Raw genomic sequence first — 15,544 nt, forward strand, 5'->3', positions numbered from 1 at the left:
TGCGGTCAATTGCGCATTTCTGCTGCCTGCGTAGAGTGGGCGCACTTTTGATCCATGCGCAGGAGCTGCCCCATGTCCGACCGTTATCTCGCCTTTGCCAACTCCACGTCCGGTCGCCGTCTGGTGAGCGCACTCGGCCTGCCCGCGCCGCTGCTGCTGGAGCGCTGGATGGCCGGGCGCAGCCGACCGGTGGACGGTGCCCTGCTGATTGGCGGCGAAGGCAGCCTGGCCGGCGCCGTACTGCCCTTTGCCAACAAACTGACCGACGCCCTGTTCGCCGCCCTCGAAGGCCAGCTTGAACTGCCGCGCTGGGCTGCCGAGCACGGCCCCAAGCTCAAGGCGCTGGTGTTTGACGCCAGCGGGCTGACCCGCTTCGAACAGCTGATCGAGCTGCGCGACTTCTTCCAGCCGGCGTTCAAGGGCCTGGATAAATGCCCGCGCGTGGTGATCCTCGGCCGCGCCCCGGAATCCCTGAAAGACCCGATTGCCGCCAGCGTGCAGCGCTCGCTGGAAGGCTTCAGTCGTTCCCTGGGCAAGGAAATCCGCCGGGGCGGTAACGTGCAGCTGATCTACGTCGGTAAGGGAGGCGAGGCGCAGCTGGAAGGCGCGCTGCGCTTCTTCCTCTCGCCGAAAAGCGCCTACGTCTCTGGCCAGGTGCTGCGCCTGAATGCCTGCAGCGAGCAGGTCAAGGACTGGACCCGCCCGCTCGCCGGCAAGAAGGCCCTGGTCACCGGCGCCTCGCGCGGCATCGGTGCGGCCATCGCGGAAACTCTGGCCCGCGACGGTGCCGAAGTGGTGCTGCTGGACGTACCGCCGGCCAAGGACGCTCTCGACGCCCTGGCTGCACGCTTGGGCGGGCGCGGCCTGGCTCTGGATATCTGCGCCAGCGACGCCGCCGCGCAGCTGATCGAGGCGCTGCCAGACGGGATCGATATCGTCGTGCACAACGCCGGCATCACCCGCGACAAGACCCTGGCGAAGATGAGCGACGAGTTCTGGAACTCGGTGATCAACGTCAACCTGAATGCCCCGCAGGTGCTGACCCAGGCCCTGCTGGACGCCGGCAAGCTGCACGATAACGGCCGCGTGGTGCTGATTGCCTCGATCAGTGGCATCGCCGGCAATATGGGCCAGACCAACTACGCAGTCAGCAAGGCCGGCGTGATCGGCCTGGCCCAGGCCTGGGCGCCGACGCTGGCCAAGCGCGGCATCAGCATCAACGCCGTGGCACCCGGTTTTATCGAAACCCAGATGACCGCCGCCATCCCACTGACCATCCGCGAAGCCGGCCGGCGGATGAACTCCATGGGCCAGGGCGGTTTGCCGCAGGATGTCGCCGAAGCCGTGGCCTGGTTCGCCCAGCCGGGCTCGGGTGCCGCCACTGCGCAGGTGATGCGTGTATGCGGGCAGAGCCTGATCGGGGCTTAAGCGCCCCCCGGATTGCATCCGGGCTACGGTTTTTAATCAATGTCAGCAGACAGCAAAAGGCCCCGCAGTGCGGGGCCTTTTGCATTCAGCGCGAGCTTATACCTGCTCAAGATCTCGCGAGCTAGAGCACTACAAGGCAAAAACAGGCGAGGAAGCGGAGTGTACTTTTGTACATGAGCATTCCGAGCCTGTTTTTAACGCAGTAGGGCCGACGCGCAGCAGATCGATTGTTCCCTAGGACGACAGGTAGGACGAACGGGTCAACCCCAGACGCAACGCGTCAAGGAACTGGGTGCGTTCGCGCGGGCTGATCTTGGCGCTGGCAACCTTGTCGCGGTAGTGGTTCATCAACTCCTCTGGCGACAAGTGCACGTAGCGCAGCATGTCCTCGATGGTGTCGTGGGTCTCGATACCGGCGTGGTACACGCTGCCATCGGCGTTCTGGTAGATGTTCACCGAATCGGTGTCGCCGAACAGGTTGTGCATATCACCAAGAATTTCCTGGTAGGCACCGACCAGGAAGATCCCCAGCAGGTAGTCCTCGCCTTCGCGCACTTCATGTACCGGCAGGCTGGTCTCGATGCTCTGCTCGTCGACGTACTGACGGATCTTGCCGTCGGAGTCGCAGGTCAGGTCTTGCAGCACGGCGCGGCGCAGCGGCTCTTCGTCGAGGCGGTTGAGCGGCAGAATCGGCAGCACCTGGCCGATGGCCCAGGTGTCCGGCAGGCTCTGGAATACCGAGAAGTTGCAGATGTACTTGTCGGCCAGCTTGTCGTTCAGCTCATCCAGCACCTGACGGTGCGAACGTTGACGCGCTTTGAGCGAGTTGTGCAGGCGGCGGCAGACGGCGAAGTAGCACTGCTCGGCCAGGGCCTTTTCGGTCAGGCTAAGTTTGCCGTCAGCGTACTGGGTAGCCACGTCGCTCATATAGTGGGTAGCGCGCCAGTAGGTCTCGGTGACCATCTCGATATCGGTCGGCCCGAGCAGTTCGACCAGGTAACGCACGGTTTCCGGCAGGCTGGTGACGTCTTCGATCTTGGGGATCTCGTCGTTGTGTTTTTCCACATCAGTGACCTGCACCACCAGCATGGCGTGGTGCGCGGTCAGCGAACGGCCGCTTTCCGAGAAGATGTGCGGATGCGGCAGCTCCTGGGCATCGCAGAACTCTTTCAGCATGCCGACCACGACACCGGCGTAGTCGTCCATGTCGTAGTTGATCGAGCTGGCGTTACGCGAGTGGGTGCCGTCGTAGTCGACACCCAGGCCGCCGCCGACGTCGATATGGTCAACCGGCAGGCCCAGCCCACGCAGCTCGCCGTAATAGCGAATGGCTTCCTTGAAGCCGTGCTGGTAGTCGGACAGGTTGGCGATCTGCGAACCCATATGGAAGTGCAGCAGGCGGATGCCCTGATCCAGCTTGGCCGCGCGGAAGCGCTCGACCACCGACAGCAGCTGCGCCGCCGACAGGCCGAACTTGGACTTCTCACCGCCAGTGTCGGCCCACTTGCTCGAGGCCAGGGACGACAGACGCACGCGCAGACCGATCTGCGGCGCGACTTTGAGTTCGGCCGCCTCGTCGATCACCAGCTGCACTTCGGATTCTTTCTCGATCACGATAAACACGTTGTGACCGAGCTTCTGCCCCATCAGGGCCAGCTTGATAAATTCGCGGTCCTTGTAACCGTTGCAGACAATGGTGCCGCCCTTCGGCGCCAGCGCCAGCACGGCCATCAGCTCCGGCTTGGAACCGGCTTCCAGGCCGATGGAGACGTTCTGCGTGGCAATGATGTTTTCCACCACCGCTTCCTGCTGGTTGACCTTGATCGGGTACAGCGCGGTGTACGGGCTCTGGTATTCCAGACGCGCGATATTGGCGTCGAAGGCCCCAGTCAGCTGGCGTACGCGGTCTTGCAGGATGTCCGGGAAGCGCACCAGCAACGGCAGCGACAAGCCGCTGGAACGCAGCTCCTCGACCTGCTCGAACAGGTCAATCGGCTGGCTCTCTGGGCCATTCGGGCGCACCTCGACACGGCCCTTGTCATTGATCGCGAAATAACCCGCGCCCCAATGGCGAATGCCATAGACGCTGCGGCTGTCCGCTACGGTCCACTGGCTGCCGTCATCTTTACGTGTGCGTCGTGCAGACATCGATGTCTCCCTTGCTGGCGATAGTGGCCTTGGTAACACCAAGACCCGTACAGATTAAAGTCTGGAAATGACGATTGCTCGGCAATGGACCAAAGGTCTGCCGAGGAAGTTTAGAAAAGACTGGATCAGCCGCCGGACTTCTTGGCTTTAAAGCCGTGCTTGATCAACTCGGCGATCAGCAGTTCGACGTGATCGCCCTGAATCTCGATCACCCCATCCTTGAGCGAACCGCCACAACCGCAGCGTTTCTTCAAGGCGCTGACGAGGTCCTTCAGCGGCTCTTCGGCCAATGGCACACCGCTGATGGTGGTCACCGTCTTGCCGCCGCGACCTTTGGTTTCGCGGCGCACGCGGGCGATGCCATCACCTTCGGGGATCAGGGTCTGTTTACAGATGCAGGCGTCCACCGGCTGGCTGCAGTCCGGGCAATGCCGGCCGCTGTCGGTGGAATACACCAGGCCGCTGAGGGCGGCAAATGAGGAAGCTTTCTTGACCACCGGTAGGTCCTCGAAGGGGTCAGGATAGCGACTGGTCGACGGAGTGTTCGGAGTCGACCGCGAAGCCCCACTCTGGCAGGGGCAGCGCACCCTGGCGATACACGGCCAGGGCTTGAAGGCCGCGCAGTGTAACGGCAAAAGCCGCGACTGCTAAGTGTAAAAATGCGCCATTAATCGGCGGATTGGCGACGTTGTTCAGGATGCCGAACAAAACGTCCAGATATCCTGCACAAAGCCAGGGCTGACGGGGGGTTTGGCCGTTATTAAGGGCCTAGCGAGTGGCTGCCAGATAGCGCTGCAAGGCGGCCAACGAGTCGGGGCAATACGGCAGGTGCTGCGTCTCGGCCAATGCCTCGTCGATGGAGATAAAGCGCGCTTCCAACACCTCCTCCGGCTGCAAGCGCAGCGGCGCATCGGACACCGCCGAATAGGCCATGCACCACAGGCGGCTTTCCGGGGCGTCGTAGAGAAAATGCGCATGCTCGACCAGCGGCGCATCTTCGATACCCAGCTCTTCAGCCAGTTCGCGCGCGGCGGACTCGGCATAGCTCTCGCCTTCGAGCACCATGCCGCCGGCCGCCACATCCCAATAACCCGGATACAGAGCCTTGCTCAGGGTGCGACGGTGTACGCAAAGCAGGCCGGCGCTGTTGAACAGCAGGATATAGGTGCCGCGCCCGAGCAGATGCCGCGCCCGCAACTCGCTGCGCAACACACCGCCCAGCGGTCGATCATCTTCGTCGACCCAGGCGATGCGTTCGGCATCGGAGGCGGCGCGGTGCGCCACCTCGGCTTCGGACCAGGCCACCGCTTAGCCCTGCGACAGCAGTTGGCGCAGGTCGATCAGCCCGGCATTGGCGCGCGAGATGTAGTTGGCCATTACCAGCGAGTGGTTGGCCAGCAGGCCATAACCACTGCCGTTGAGGATCATCGGGCTCCACAGGGGCTCCTGCGCGGCCTCCAGCTCACGAATGATCTGGCGCACGCTGACAGTGGCGTTCTTCTTCGCCAGCACATCGGCGAAATCCACCTCGATGGCGCGCAGCAGATGAGCCAGCGCCCAGGCCTGGCCACGGGCTTCGTAGAACACGTTGTCGATCTGCAGCCATGGCGTCTCGTAGTTCACGCCTTCGATAAAGTCGGCTTGCGCCACGCTCTCGGCCAGCGCTGGATCAACCACTGCAGTATTCAGACGCACCTGACCGACACTGGCCGACAGGCGCTGCGACAGCGAACCCAGACGTGTGGCGGCATCGCCCAGCCAGTTGTTCAGGTTGTCGGCGCGGGTATAGAACTGCGCACTGCCCTTGCTCGGATCAGCAAGACGGGCCAGGTAACGGTCCAGCGACTTGATGCCTTCGGCGTATTCAGCCTCGGAGGCCGGCAGCGCCCAGCTCTTGTTGTCGAAGTGAAAGCGCGGCTCGGCCTTGGCCAGATCCGGGTCTTCGGTGGACTGCGACTGCGAGCGGGTGAAGTCCTTGCGCAGCGCGCGGGACATATCACGCACCTGCACTATCACGCCAAACTCCCAGCTCGGCATGTTATCGAGCCATAGGCCCGGCGGCGCGAGGTCGTTGGACAGGTAACCGCCCGGCTTGTCGAGCAAGGTGCTGGCCACCTGCTTGAGGGTTTCGGCAGTGGTGTAACCATTCACCAGCTTGTGCCCGCGGGCCTGGGACGCCGCCTCGGCGCGCTGCTGCACGGAGAATTGCGCCGGCTCCTGACTCCAGTACCAACCCACCACCAGGGCGATAATCAGATAAAGCCCCAACAGACCACCGACCGTACGGGCGGCCAGGCTTCCAGTGGATTTGCTCGTTGAGGTGTTGGCGGCGCCTGCCGCGCTATCACTCGCCCCGGCAGTTCGATTCTTCCAATCCAGCATGGCAATGTCCTTTTTTTACCCAAATAACAAGCTCGCGACCGGACGGCACAAACCGGTGGCTCCTCGTTCGACCACAACCCTCAAGCAGGGTTGCGCAACTGCCTTGCACTATAAGGGAAGCGCACCCTGCTGCGCAGCGGCGAAGGGCAAACTTAGCGCCGGTTAAGCCGATTACGTATCTGTGATGTCATAGACAGAAGGCCGACGCCAATAGATCGACGGCACTCGCAAAAAATCAAACGAGTGTTAGCATTGCTAGCACTAAGCCATCACCTGTAGCCACGCGCTGCGCCAACCGAAACCGGGCCATGATCGAGCAAGAAGACCCCAGCCGCGACCGCCTCAAGCAGCACTTCGCGCAGCGCGTGATCAATCAGGCGCGTCAGGTGTTGGAAGTCTGGCAGCGCCTGCAGCGCAGTGAGTGGAACGAAGCCGGCATGGGCGAATTGCGCGAGGCGACGCAACTGTTGCAGCGCTATGCCGAACGCTTCGATCAGGTCGAGCACAGCCAGCTGGCCCAGGAAATCGACAACTGCCTGCAACTGGTGGCCGGCAACCGTGGCCGCCTCAATAGCGAACTGATCAGCCAGCTCAACGAGCTGTTGCAGCGCCTGTCACGCACCGGCCTGCGCCACGGCGACCGCTTCGAGCAAACCGTGCTGCCGCCGCTGCGCAAACCGGTGTATCTGGCCCTGCAACATATTGAGCGCGCCGAACAGCTGGTGCAGCGCCTGGAATTCTTCGGCATGAACGCGATTGCCCTGGATAGCGCCAACGCCTTCCGCAACGCCATGCGCGAACGCCACCCGGCGGCGATCCTGATGGAAGTCGACTTCTCCGGTCCAGGTTGTGGCCTGCTCCTGGCGAAAAGTGTGCAGGAAGGCCTGGAACACCCAATTCCGCTGCTGTTCTTCAGCCCGGAAGACACCGACACCATGACCCGCCTGTCCGCAGTGCGCGCCGGTGGCCAGGAGTTCTTCACCGGCAGCCTGGACGCCTCGAACCTGTTCGAGCGCATCGAAGTGCTGACCAACGTGTCGCAGTACGAACCCTACAAGGTGCTGATCATCGACGACTCGCGGGCCCAGGCCACGCACACCGAGCGCGTGCTCAACAGCGCCGGCATCGTCACCCGCACCCTGATCGAGCCGATCCAGGCCATGAGCCATCTGGCGGATTTCCAGCCAGACCTGATCATCCTCGACATGTACATGCCCGAGTGCAATGGCCCGGAACTGGCCCAGGTGATTCGCCATAACGACCGCTACGTCAGCGTGCCGATCATCTACCTGTCCGCCGAAGACGATCTGGACAAGCAGCTCGACGCGATGAGCGAAGGCGGTGACGACTTCCTCACCAAGCCGATCAAGCCGCGCCATTTGATCGCCACCGTACGCAACCGCGCCGCCCGCGCACGCAACCTCAAGGCGCGCATGGTGCGCGACAGCCTGACCGGTCTGTACAACCACACCCACACCCTGCAACTGCTCGAAGATGCCCGCTTTCGCGCCGAACGTGACAGCCAGCCACTGAGCTTTGCGATGATCGATATCGACTTCTTCAAGAAGGTTAACGACACCTACGGCCACCCCATGGGCGACAGGGTGATCAAGAGCCTGGCGCTGTTTCTCAAGCAGCGCCTGCGCAAGAGCGACCACATCGGCCGTTACGGCGGTGAAGAATTCGCCGTGGTGATGCCCGATACCGACGCCGAATCCGCTCGCCGGGTACTCGACGAAATCCGCCAGCGCTTCGCGGAAATCCAGTATTCGGCGCAGCCGCATGACCTGTCCTGCACCTTCAGCTGCGGAATCGCCCAGCTGGCGCCGCAGTTGGACGGCAAACTGCTCTCGCAGCAGGCCGACCTGGCGCTGTATGTGGCCAAACACGGCGGGCGCAACCAGGTGGCGATCTATCAGGGCGACTGAGCGCGCTCGCCCTGAAGCACCTGCGCCATCGCCAACCACCCGACAGAAAACTGTGACGCAGTCGGCGTCGTCATATTACGGTCACGAAAAAGCAATAAATTCTGAGGCTTAGCTGCCGCCCTGACGCATCCGTCGGCGGCCGGAACCGTTCGTAGTCGGTCGAGCCCTATGCGCCTGAAATCCCTTACCAACCTCAACACCCTGCTGCTGGTCACCGTTTGCGTGGCCCTGGCCGTCACTCTTTGGTGGTCGCAGCGCGCCCTGGAGCGTCCATACCTGCTGATGGCGCGCTACCTGAGCCTGTCCCAGCAATTTCAGGGCGAGGCGGCGCAGAACATCAGTGCCTACCTGGAAAGTGGCGACGCCCTGCGCCACAGCGCCGCTCTGCAATCGCTGGACAGTCTCGAGCAGGCCATGACTGAACTGCCCACGCAGTTGGCGGACAACCTGCGCCCCAGCCTCGCAGAACTCAAGGCCTTCAGTGCCAACGAGCTGTTGGCCGCCGGCAAGCTTTCCGCCGACCCGCAAGGCCTGCTGCTACAAGCCGAGCGGGAAATGGACGCCGCTCTTGAGCAGCTAGCGCAATACGCCGACAGCGGTGAAGCCAATACTGCAGCCAATTACCGCAAGCCGCTGTTTAGCGCGGCACGGCATCTCACCCGCCTGGCCCATGCGCGCGACAAACTGGTGCGCAGCGGCCGCAGCGAGCTGGCCAGCGAAGTCGAGCGCGAACTGGCGGCCCTGAGCAAACAGGCGCAGGCAATCGGCGATTTGCCGCTGCTCGGTGTGGCCGATGCCAGCCAGTCGTCCGGCGACGCCTTTGCCAACCTGCTGGGGCTGGATGCCAGTAGCGAGAGCAGCCAGGCCGAAGACCGCGGCATCGCCCTCAAGCGCGACCTCAGTAACCTGATCACGCGCTATCCGGCCGAGCTGCAACGCACCCGCAGCCTGATCGAACAACGCAGCGCCCTGGCCAACAGCACGCGCACGCAGATCGACCAGGTGCAGCAAGCGCTGGCCGCGCTGGAGCCGCTGGTGCGCGCCGAACACGGACGTATCCAGGGTGAAGTGCAGCTGATCCTCGGCCTGATGATCGGCCTGATTCTGTTGATCGCGCTGATCATCGACACCATCCAGCGGCGCCTCACCCGCGTACTAGAGCGCCTGGTTCCAGCCCTTTCAGCATGGGCCGCCGGCGACTTCGCCGATGACATCCATCTCAACTCACGCACCCGCGAGCTGCGCGATATCGAAGAGTCGCTAAACCGCCTGCGCGCCTATCTGGTCGACCTGGTCGGCACCATTCGCCGACACGCCGAACAGGTGGTCGGTTCCAGCCGTACTCTGGCTGACCTCAGCGGCGGACTGCACAGCGGCGCCGAACGCCAGGCCGGCGACACCGCGCAGATCCGCGACGCCCTAGGCGAGCTGCAGGCCACCATCCAACAGGTTGCCGGCGATGCCAGCCAGGCCGCCGATGCCAGCCGCGACGCCAACCGCGCCCTGGAACAAGGTCAACAGGTGATTGGCCATAGCCTTACCGGCCTGCATTCGCTGGTCGATGAAGTGCAGGGCAACGCCCAGGCCATCGAACGCCTGGCCGAAGAAACCGCGACCATCGGCAATGTACTGACGGTGATTCGTGGCATCGCCGAACAGACCAATCTGCTCGCCCTGAATGCCGCCATCGAAGCGGCGCGGGCCGGCGAACTGGGCCGCGGCTTTGCCGTGGTCGCCGATGAGGTGCGCTCACTGTCGCAACGCACCAGCGGCGCCACCGCGCAAATTCAGGAACTGATCGGCCGCCTGCAGCAGGCCGCACTGCAATCAGTACAAGCCATGCGCACTCAGGTCGAACACGCCGAAGCCACCGCCAGCCAGGCCGAAGCCGCCGATGGCGCGCTGGATGAAATCGTCGCGGCGATCCGCACCATCGCCAACATGGCCGAACGGATTGCCGACGCCACCGCGCAGCAGAGCGGCGCAGTCAGCGAGATTCGCGGGCACAGCGAACGCATTCACACCCTGGGCGGTGACAATCTGCAGCGCATCGGCGAGGGCCGCAATCAGGGCGACCAGCTGCTGCAACTCGGCGGCCAGTTGCATACCGCCGTGCAGGCGTTCAGGGTTTAACAGACGGTTAACGGCCGCTGGCGCGGCAATCTGTCGCGCACCATCCGACCGGTCGACAAGACCGCTTACAGCCTGGGTCGTGCCCTGAACTGCCGGCCTCCGCTATGATGCGGCGATTCCCGCATCACGAGCCTGCCATGCACCGTCTACTCAGCCTGCTTCTGCTTCTGGTCGTACTGCCGGCCAGCGCCGGCCTGTTCGACAAGCCGCCCGCCCCTGCGCAATTCGGCGCGCCACTGAACAATAGCGCGGACTTTCTGCCGGTACGCGAGGCGTTCAAGCTGAGCCTGATCAGCAGCTCCAGCGAGTCGGTGAAACTGCGCTTTGTCGCCGCCGAAGGTTATTACCTGTATCGGCACCGCTTCAGCTTCAGCAGCGAGCCGGCCGATATCAGTCTGGGCCAGGCCGTGCTGCCGGCCGGCCAGGCAAAACATGATGAGTACTTCGGCGATGTCGAGGTGTACTACGAGGTGCTGGATGTCGAGGTGCCGGTCGACAACCCGGACAATCGCTCCTTCAACCTCAGCGTCAACTATCAGGGCTGCGCCGATAAAGGCCTGTGCTATCCGCCGGAAACCGCAGTGCTGGGGATTGGCGGTGGCGCGGCGGCCAGCAGCGCTGCTCCTAATGCGGCAACTCCGTGGAGCTGGACCGACCTGGCGCTGTTCTTCCTTGGTGGCCTGGCGCTGACCTTCACCCCCTGCGTGCTGCCGATGCTGCCGATCCTCACTGGCGTGGTGTTGCGCGGCCAGCCGGGCGGCATGCGCAGCCTGGTGCTGTCGCTGGCCTACGTGCTGCCGATGGCCCTGAGCTTTGCCATCCTCGGCGCATTGATGGGCCTGTTCGGCGCGGAACTCAACCTGCAGGCACGCCTGCAATCGCCCTGGGTGCTGGTGCCGTTTGCGATTTTCTTCGCCCTGTTCGGCGCGGCCAGTCTGGGCTTTCTCGAACTGCGCCTGCCAGCGGCAATCGACGGTCGCCTGCAGCGTCTGAGCCAGCGCCTGCACGGCGGTACGATTTTCAGCGCAGCGGCGCTCGGCGTGCTGTCCAGCGTACTGGTTTCACCCTGCGTATCCGCGCCACTGGCCGGTGCGCTGCTGTATATCAGCGCCAGCGGTGACGCCCTCGGCGGTGGCCTTAAGTTGCTGGCTCTGGGCCTCGGCATGGGCGCGCCACTGGTGCTGTTCGCCGTCGGTGGCGGCGCCTTGCTACCGAAGTCTGGCCCCTGGATGCTCACCGTGCGCAACCTGTTCGGCGCACTGCTGATGGCGGTGGCGATCTGGCTGCTCGAACGTGTGGTGCCCGGCCCAGTCAGCCTGGCGTTGTGGGGTTTGCTGGCCGCAGGCATCGCACTCTGGCTCGGCGTGCTGGAGCTGACACCGAAAACCCATCACCAGAAACTCGCGCAACTGCTCGGCCTGCCGCTGCTGATCTACGCCCTGGTGGCCTGGGTCGGCGCATTGCAAGGCCAGGATGACCCGCTACGGCCGCTTGGCCGCATGGTCAGCAGCGCCGAAGCCACTCAGGTACAAACCGGTCAATGGCAAACCATCAGCACGCCCACCGAACTTGATGCCGCGTTGCTCGCCGCAAAGAACAACGGCAAGCCGCTGCTGCTCGACTGGTACGCCGACTGGTGCATCAGCTGCAAGGTGATCGAGCGTGAAGTGCTCAGCGCCCCGGAAGTCGGCCGCCAACTCGGCGACTATCAACTGGTGCGTTTCGACATCACTGAAAGCAACCCCGCGCAACGTGCCCTGCTTGACCGCTACCAGCTGTTCGGCCCGCCGGCCATTCTGCTGTTCGACGCCAAGGGTGACGAATGGCTGGATCTGCGTGTCGTAGGTGAGGTGGATGCGGCGACCTTTGCTGCCCGCCTGAGCACGGCGCGGGAACGTTTTTAACGCCCCGAGTCATATATTTGCCGCAATTTGCGGTCATCGTGTCGACTATTGCTGAGAACTGGACAGCCCCGCGCTGTCGCGGCATAGTCCTGCGCAGTAGAAAAACAAGGATTAAGGATCATGGCGACCTTATTGGTATTGCACGGCCCCAACCTCAACCTGCTCGGCACTCGCGAGCCTGGGGTTTACGGCGCCGTCACCCTGGAGCAGATCAACCTCGACCTGGAGCGCCGCGCGCGTGAGGCAGGCCACCATCTGCTCTACCTGCAAAGCAATGCCGAGTACGAGTTAATTGACCGTATTCACGCCGCAAAAGGCGAAGGTGTCGACCTTATCCTGATCAATCCTGCCGCTTTTACTCACACCAGCGTCGCATTACGTGACGCATTGCTGGCAGTGAGCATCCCATTCATCGAAGTGCATTTGTCCAACGTGCACAAACGCGAAGCTTTCCGCCATCACTCCTACTTTTCAGATGTTGCGGTGGGAGTGATCTGCGGCCTTGGCGCCAGCGGTTATCGACTGGCCCTGGAGGCTGCACTCGAACAACTTGAACTTAAGCGCCCCTGACCTCACCGGGAGTTGAACCACTATGGATATTCGTAAAGTCAAAAAACTGATCGAGCTGCTGGAAGAATCCGGTATCGACGAGCTGGAGATTCGCGAAGGCGAAGAATCCGTGCGGATCAGCCGTCACAGCAAGCAGCCGGCCTTTATGCAACAGCCGATGTACGCCCAGGCGCCTGCGCCTGCAGCTGCCCCGGTTGCTGCCGCACCAGTTGCTGCTGAAGCCGCTGCGCCTGCAGCCGCCAAGCTGAATGGCACCGTGGTGCGCTCGCCTATGGTCGGCACCTTCTACCGCGCTTCCGGCCCGACCTCGGGCAACTTCGTTGAAGTCGGTCAGAGCGTGAAGAAAGGCGACATTCTCTGCATCGTTGAAGCGATGAAGATGATGAACCACATCGAGGCCGAAACCAGCGGCGTGATCGAATCCATCCTGGGCGAGAACGGTCAGCCGGTGGAATACGACCAGCCTCTGTTCACCATCGTTTGATCCACGGAGAGCCAGCGATGTTGGAAAAAGTTCTGATCGCCAACCGCGGCGAGATCGCCCTGCGCGTCTTGCGCGCCTGTAAAGAGCTGGGCATCAAGACCGTCGCGGTGCACTCCACCGCTGACCGCGAACTGATGCACCTGGGCCTGGCCGACGAGTCGGTGTGCATCGGCCCGGCCTCTGGCGCGCTGTCCTATTTGAATATTCCGGCGATCATCAGCGCAGCTGAAGTCACCGGCGCCACTGCTATCCACCCTGGCTACGGCTTCCTCGCGGAAAACGCCGATTTCGCCGAACAGGTGGAAAACTCCGGCTTCGCCTTTATCGGCCCGAAAGCCGAGACCATTCGCCTGATGGGCGACAAAGTCTCGGCCAAGGACGCCATGAAGCGTGCCGGTGTTCCGGTGGTACCTGGCTCTGACGGCCCGCTGCCGGAAGACGAGGAAACCGCCCTGCAGATTGCTCGCGAAGTCGGTTACCCGGTGATCATCAAGGCCGCTGGCGGCGGCGGCGGTCGCGGCATGCGCGTGGTGTACAAGGAAGAAGACCTGATCAAATCGGCCAAGCTGACCCGCAGCGAAGCCGGTTCGGTGTTCGGCAACCCGATGGTCTATCTGGAGAAGTTCCTCGGCAATCCACGTCACGTGGAAGTCCAAGTGATCTCCGACGGCCAGGGCAACGCCATCCACCTGGGTGACCGCGACTGCTCGCTGCAGCGCCGCCACCAGAAGGTACTGGAAGAAGCGCCGGCACCGGGCATTGATGAAAAAGCCCGCGCCGAAGTACTGCAACGCTGCGTCGATGCCTGCATCGAGATCGGCTATCGCGGCGCTGGCACCTTCGAGTTCCTCTACGAAGATGGGCATTTCTACTTTATCGAAATGAACACCCGCGTACAGGTTGAGCACCCGGTTTCGGAAATGGTCACCGGTATCGACATCGTCAAGGAGATGCTCAGCATCGCCGCTGGCAACAAGCTGTCGTTCAAGCAGAGTGACGTGGTGATTCGCGGTCATTCGCTGGAGTGCCGAATCAACGCCGAAGACCCGGACAACTTCATGCCCTGCCCCGGCAAGGTCAAGCACTTCCACGCCCCGGGCGGTAATGGCGTACGGGTCGATTCGCACCTGTACAGCGGCTACACCGTACCGCCGCACTACGACTCGCTGATCGGCAAGCTGATCACCTACGGCGCCACCCGCGACGAGGCCCTGGCCCGTATGCGCAACGCCCTGGACGAGATCGTCGTCGACGGCATCAAGACCAACGTGCCACTGCACCGCATGCTGGTCCGCGACAAAGGCTTCTGCAAAGGCGGCGTGAATATCCATTACCTGGAAAAGAAACTGGGTATGGATAAGCACTAAGCTTCGGCTAAGCGCACTGACAAGGGCTGCCATTAGGCGGCCCTTGTCGTTTCCGGCCCACCGGCGGTGGCAGCCGCACCACCGCTTCAAGTAAGCTGCGCGCCAATTTGCGCCATCACGCCACAACGTTCACGAGGTTTCCCATGCCCTGGTTACAAGTCCGTCTCGCCATCACCCCGGAGCAGGCGGAAACCTACGAAGACGCGTTGCTGGAAGTCGGCGCCGTCTCGGTGACCTTTATGGACGCCGAAGACCAGCCGATTTTCGAGCCGGACCTGGGCACCACGCCGTTGTGGTCGCACACCCACCTGCTCGCCCTGTTCGAAGCCGATACCGACGCCAACGCGGTGTTCGCCCACCTGCAGCTGCTGACCGGCGCCGAATTGCCGGAGCACCATGCCGAAGTAATCGCCGATCAGGACTGGGAACGCAGCTGGATGGACGGATTCCAGCCGATGCGCTTCGGTCAGCGCCTGTGGATTGTGCCGAGCTGGCACGCCGCACCTGAGCCGGACGCCGTCAACCTGCTGCTCGATCCGGGCCTGGCCTTCGGCACCGGCACTCACCCGACCACTGCGCTGTGCCTGGAATGGCTGGACGGCCAGAATCTGCAGGATTGCAGCGTGATCGACTTCGGTTGCGGCTCGGGCATCCTGGCGATTGCCGCCCTGCTGCTCGGCGCACCGCAGGCTGTGGGCACTGATATCGATATTCAGGCCATCGAGGCCTCGCGAGATAACGCCGGACGCAACAACATCGATCCGACGCGCTTCCCGCTCTATCTGCCGGACGATATGCCGCAACAGCCAGCAGACGTGGTGGTGGCCAATATCCTCGCCGGCCCGCTGGTAGCGCTGGCCCCGCAGATCACCAGCCTGGTCAAGCCGGGCGGGCGCCTGGCGCTGTCGGGCATCCTTGCCGAGCAGGCCGAAGAGGTGCGCGCCGCCTACAACGACGCCTTTATCCTCGACCCGACCGCCGATAAAGACGGCTGGGTGCGCATCAGCGGCGTACGCCGCTAACCGCCCCAGTGCGCACAGCTGCTGCATTGCCAAGCACTTGCGTTAGACTAGCCGCCTCGTTTAGCCGGATCGCCGCATGACCCAGAGCTTCGTCACCCATTGCCCCCATTGCGCCCCAAGTTTCCCCGGGAACCCAACCCAGCTGGGGGCGGCCATTGGGCCCGTGGGCGGGGGAGCC

At 63.0% G+C, this 15,544-nt stretch carries 13 protein-coding genes; 8 read left to right on the forward strand and 5 right to left on the reverse strand.

Features of this window, described 5'->3' with window-relative positions; genetic code table 11:
- Positions 1–72 precede the first annotated feature (72 nt).
- Positions 73–1,428, forward strand: a complete 1,356-nt coding sequence (locus tag ACQ4LH_RS12295; protein WP_430697418.1) for a 3-oxoacyl-ACP reductase — start codon at positions 73–75, stop codon at positions 1,426–1,428.
- Positions 1,429–1,662: 234 nt separating this feature from the next.
- Here ACQ4LH_RS12295 and speA read toward each other — a convergent pair whose 3' ends face one another.
- From speA to ACQ4LH_RS12320, 5 genes are all read right to left on the reverse strand, one after another.
- Positions 1,663–3,576, reverse strand: a complete 1,914-nt coding sequence (gene speA, locus ACQ4LH_RS12300; RefSeq protein WP_282874937.1) for an arginine decarboxylase — start codon at positions 3,574–3,576, stop codon at positions 1,663–1,665.
- A 125-nt stretch (positions 3,577–3,701) separates the two neighbouring features.
- A complete protein-coding gene (locus ACQ4LH_RS12305; RefSeq protein WP_275961578.1) occupies positions 3,702–4,073 on the reverse strand; it encodes a translation initiation factor Sui1 in 372 nt (123 codons plus the stop codon).
- Between the two features lie 19 nt (positions 4,074–4,092).
- Positions 4,093–4,284, reverse strand: coding sequence for a hypothetical protein (locus ACQ4LH_RS12310; RefSeq protein WP_430697419.1), 192 nt, complete (start codon positions 4,282–4,284; stop codon positions 4,093–4,095).
- 60 nt (positions 4,285–4,344) lie between these two features.
- Positions 4,345–4,881, reverse strand: a complete 537-nt coding sequence (locus ACQ4LH_RS12315; RefSeq protein ID WP_430697420.1) for an NUDIX hydrolase — start codon at positions 4,879–4,881, stop codon at positions 4,345–4,347.
- Between the two features lie 3 nt (positions 4,882–4,884).
- Positions 4,885–5,958 carry a DUF2333 family protein gene (locus ACQ4LH_RS12320; RefSeq protein WP_430697421.1) on the reverse strand — a complete coding sequence of 358 codons (1,074 nt, stop codon included), beginning with the start codon at positions 5,956–5,958 and terminating at the stop codon, positions 4,885–4,887.
- A gap of 308 nt (positions 5,959–6,266) precedes the next feature.
- Here ACQ4LH_RS12320 and ACQ4LH_RS12325 point away from each other — a divergent pair, with 308 nt between their 5' ends.
- The 7 genes from ACQ4LH_RS12325 (at position 6,267) to prmA (ending at position 15,366) form a co-directional block, all read left to right on the forward strand.
- Positions 6,267–7,886, forward strand: coding sequence for a diguanylate cyclase (locus ACQ4LH_RS12325; RefSeq protein ID WP_430697422.1), 1,620 nt, complete (start codon positions 6,267–6,269; stop codon positions 7,884–7,886).
- A 1,089-nt stretch (positions 7,887–8,975) separates the two neighbouring features.
- Entirely contained in the window at positions 8,976–10,019 is a 1,044-nt protein-coding gene (locus ACQ4LH_RS12330) for a methyl-accepting chemotaxis protein (protein WP_430697438.1), read from the forward strand.
- A gap of 137 nt (positions 10,020–10,156) precedes the next feature.
- A complete protein-coding gene (locus ACQ4LH_RS12335; protein WP_430697423.1) occupies positions 10,157–11,923 on the forward strand; it encodes a protein-disulfide reductase DsbD in 1,767 nt (588 codons plus the stop codon).
- A gap of 120 nt (positions 11,924–12,043) precedes the next feature.
- On the forward strand, positions 12,044–12,493 hold the full coding sequence (aroQ, locus tag ACQ4LH_RS12340) for a type II 3-dehydroquinate dehydratase (protein ID WP_430697424.1): 450 nt from the start codon (positions 12,044–12,046) through the stop codon (positions 12,491–12,493).
- Between the two features lie 22 nt (positions 12,494–12,515).
- The gene (gene accB, locus ACQ4LH_RS12345) at positions 12,516–12,977 is read left to right on the forward strand and encodes an acetyl-CoA carboxylase biotin carboxyl carrier protein (RefSeq protein WP_304869465.1); all 462 of its coding nucleotides are present in this window, start codon (positions 12,516–12,518) and stop codon (positions 12,975–12,977) included.
- 17 nt (positions 12,978–12,994) lie between these two features.
- Complete coding sequence (gene accC / locus ACQ4LH_RS12350) at positions 12,995–14,344, forward strand: acetyl-CoA carboxylase biotin carboxylase subunit (protein ID WP_305590390.1); 1,350 nt, start codon at positions 12,995–12,997, stop codon at positions 14,342–14,344.
- Positions 14,345–14,487: 143 nt separating this feature from the next.
- Positions 14,488–15,366 (forward strand): 50S ribosomal protein L11 methyltransferase, encoded by an 879-nt coding sequence (gene prmA, locus ACQ4LH_RS12355; protein WP_430697425.1) that lies wholly within the window; start codon positions 14,488–14,490, stop codon positions 15,364–15,366.
- The last annotated feature ends 178 nt before the right edge of the window (positions 15,367–15,544 follow it).

This window comes from Pseudomonas peli (assembly GCF_050563605.1).
Classification (GTDB): domain Bacteria; phylum Pseudomonadota; class Gammaproteobacteria; order Pseudomonadales; family Pseudomonadaceae; genus Aquipseudomonas; species Aquipseudomonas peli_A.

Bases quoted from the DNA above. Each gene is read 5' to 3' on its own strand.
- ACQ4LH_RS12295 (WP_430697418.1), top strand. From the start codon at position 73: ATGTCCGACCGTTATCTCGCCTTTGCCAACTCCACGTCCGGTCGCCGT.
- speA (WP_282874937.1), bottom strand. From the start codon at position 3,576: ATGTCTGCACGACGCACACGTAAAGATGACGGCAGCCAGTGGACCGTA.
- ACQ4LH_RS12320 (WP_430697421.1), bottom strand. From the start codon at position 5,958: ATGCTGGATTGGAAGAATCGAACTGCCGGGGCGAGTGATAGCGCGGCA.
- ACQ4LH_RS12325 (WP_430697422.1), top strand. From the start codon at position 6,267: ATGATCGAGCAAGAAGACCCCAGCCGCGACCGCCTCAAGCAGCACTTC.
- ACQ4LH_RS12330 (WP_430697438.1), top strand. From the start codon at position 8,976: ATGATCGGCCTGATTCTGTTGATCGCGCTGATCATCGACACCATCCAG.
- ACQ4LH_RS12335 (WP_430697423.1), top strand. From the start codon at position 10,157: ATGCACCGTCTACTCAGCCTGCTTCTGCTTCTGGTCGTACTGCCGGCC.
- aroQ (WP_430697424.1), top strand. From the start codon at position 12,044: ATGGCGACCTTATTGGTATTGCACGGCCCCAACCTCAACCTGCTCGGC.
- accB (WP_304869465.1), top strand. From the start codon at position 12,516: ATGGATATTCGTAAAGTCAAAAAACTGATCGAGCTGCTGGAAGAATCC.
- accC (WP_305590390.1), top strand. From the start codon at position 12,995: ATGTTGGAAAAAGTTCTGATCGCCAACCGCGGCGAGATCGCCCTGCGC.
- prmA (WP_430697425.1), top strand. From the start codon at position 14,488: ATGCCCTGGTTACAAGTCCGTCTCGCCATCACCCCGGAGCAGGCGGAA.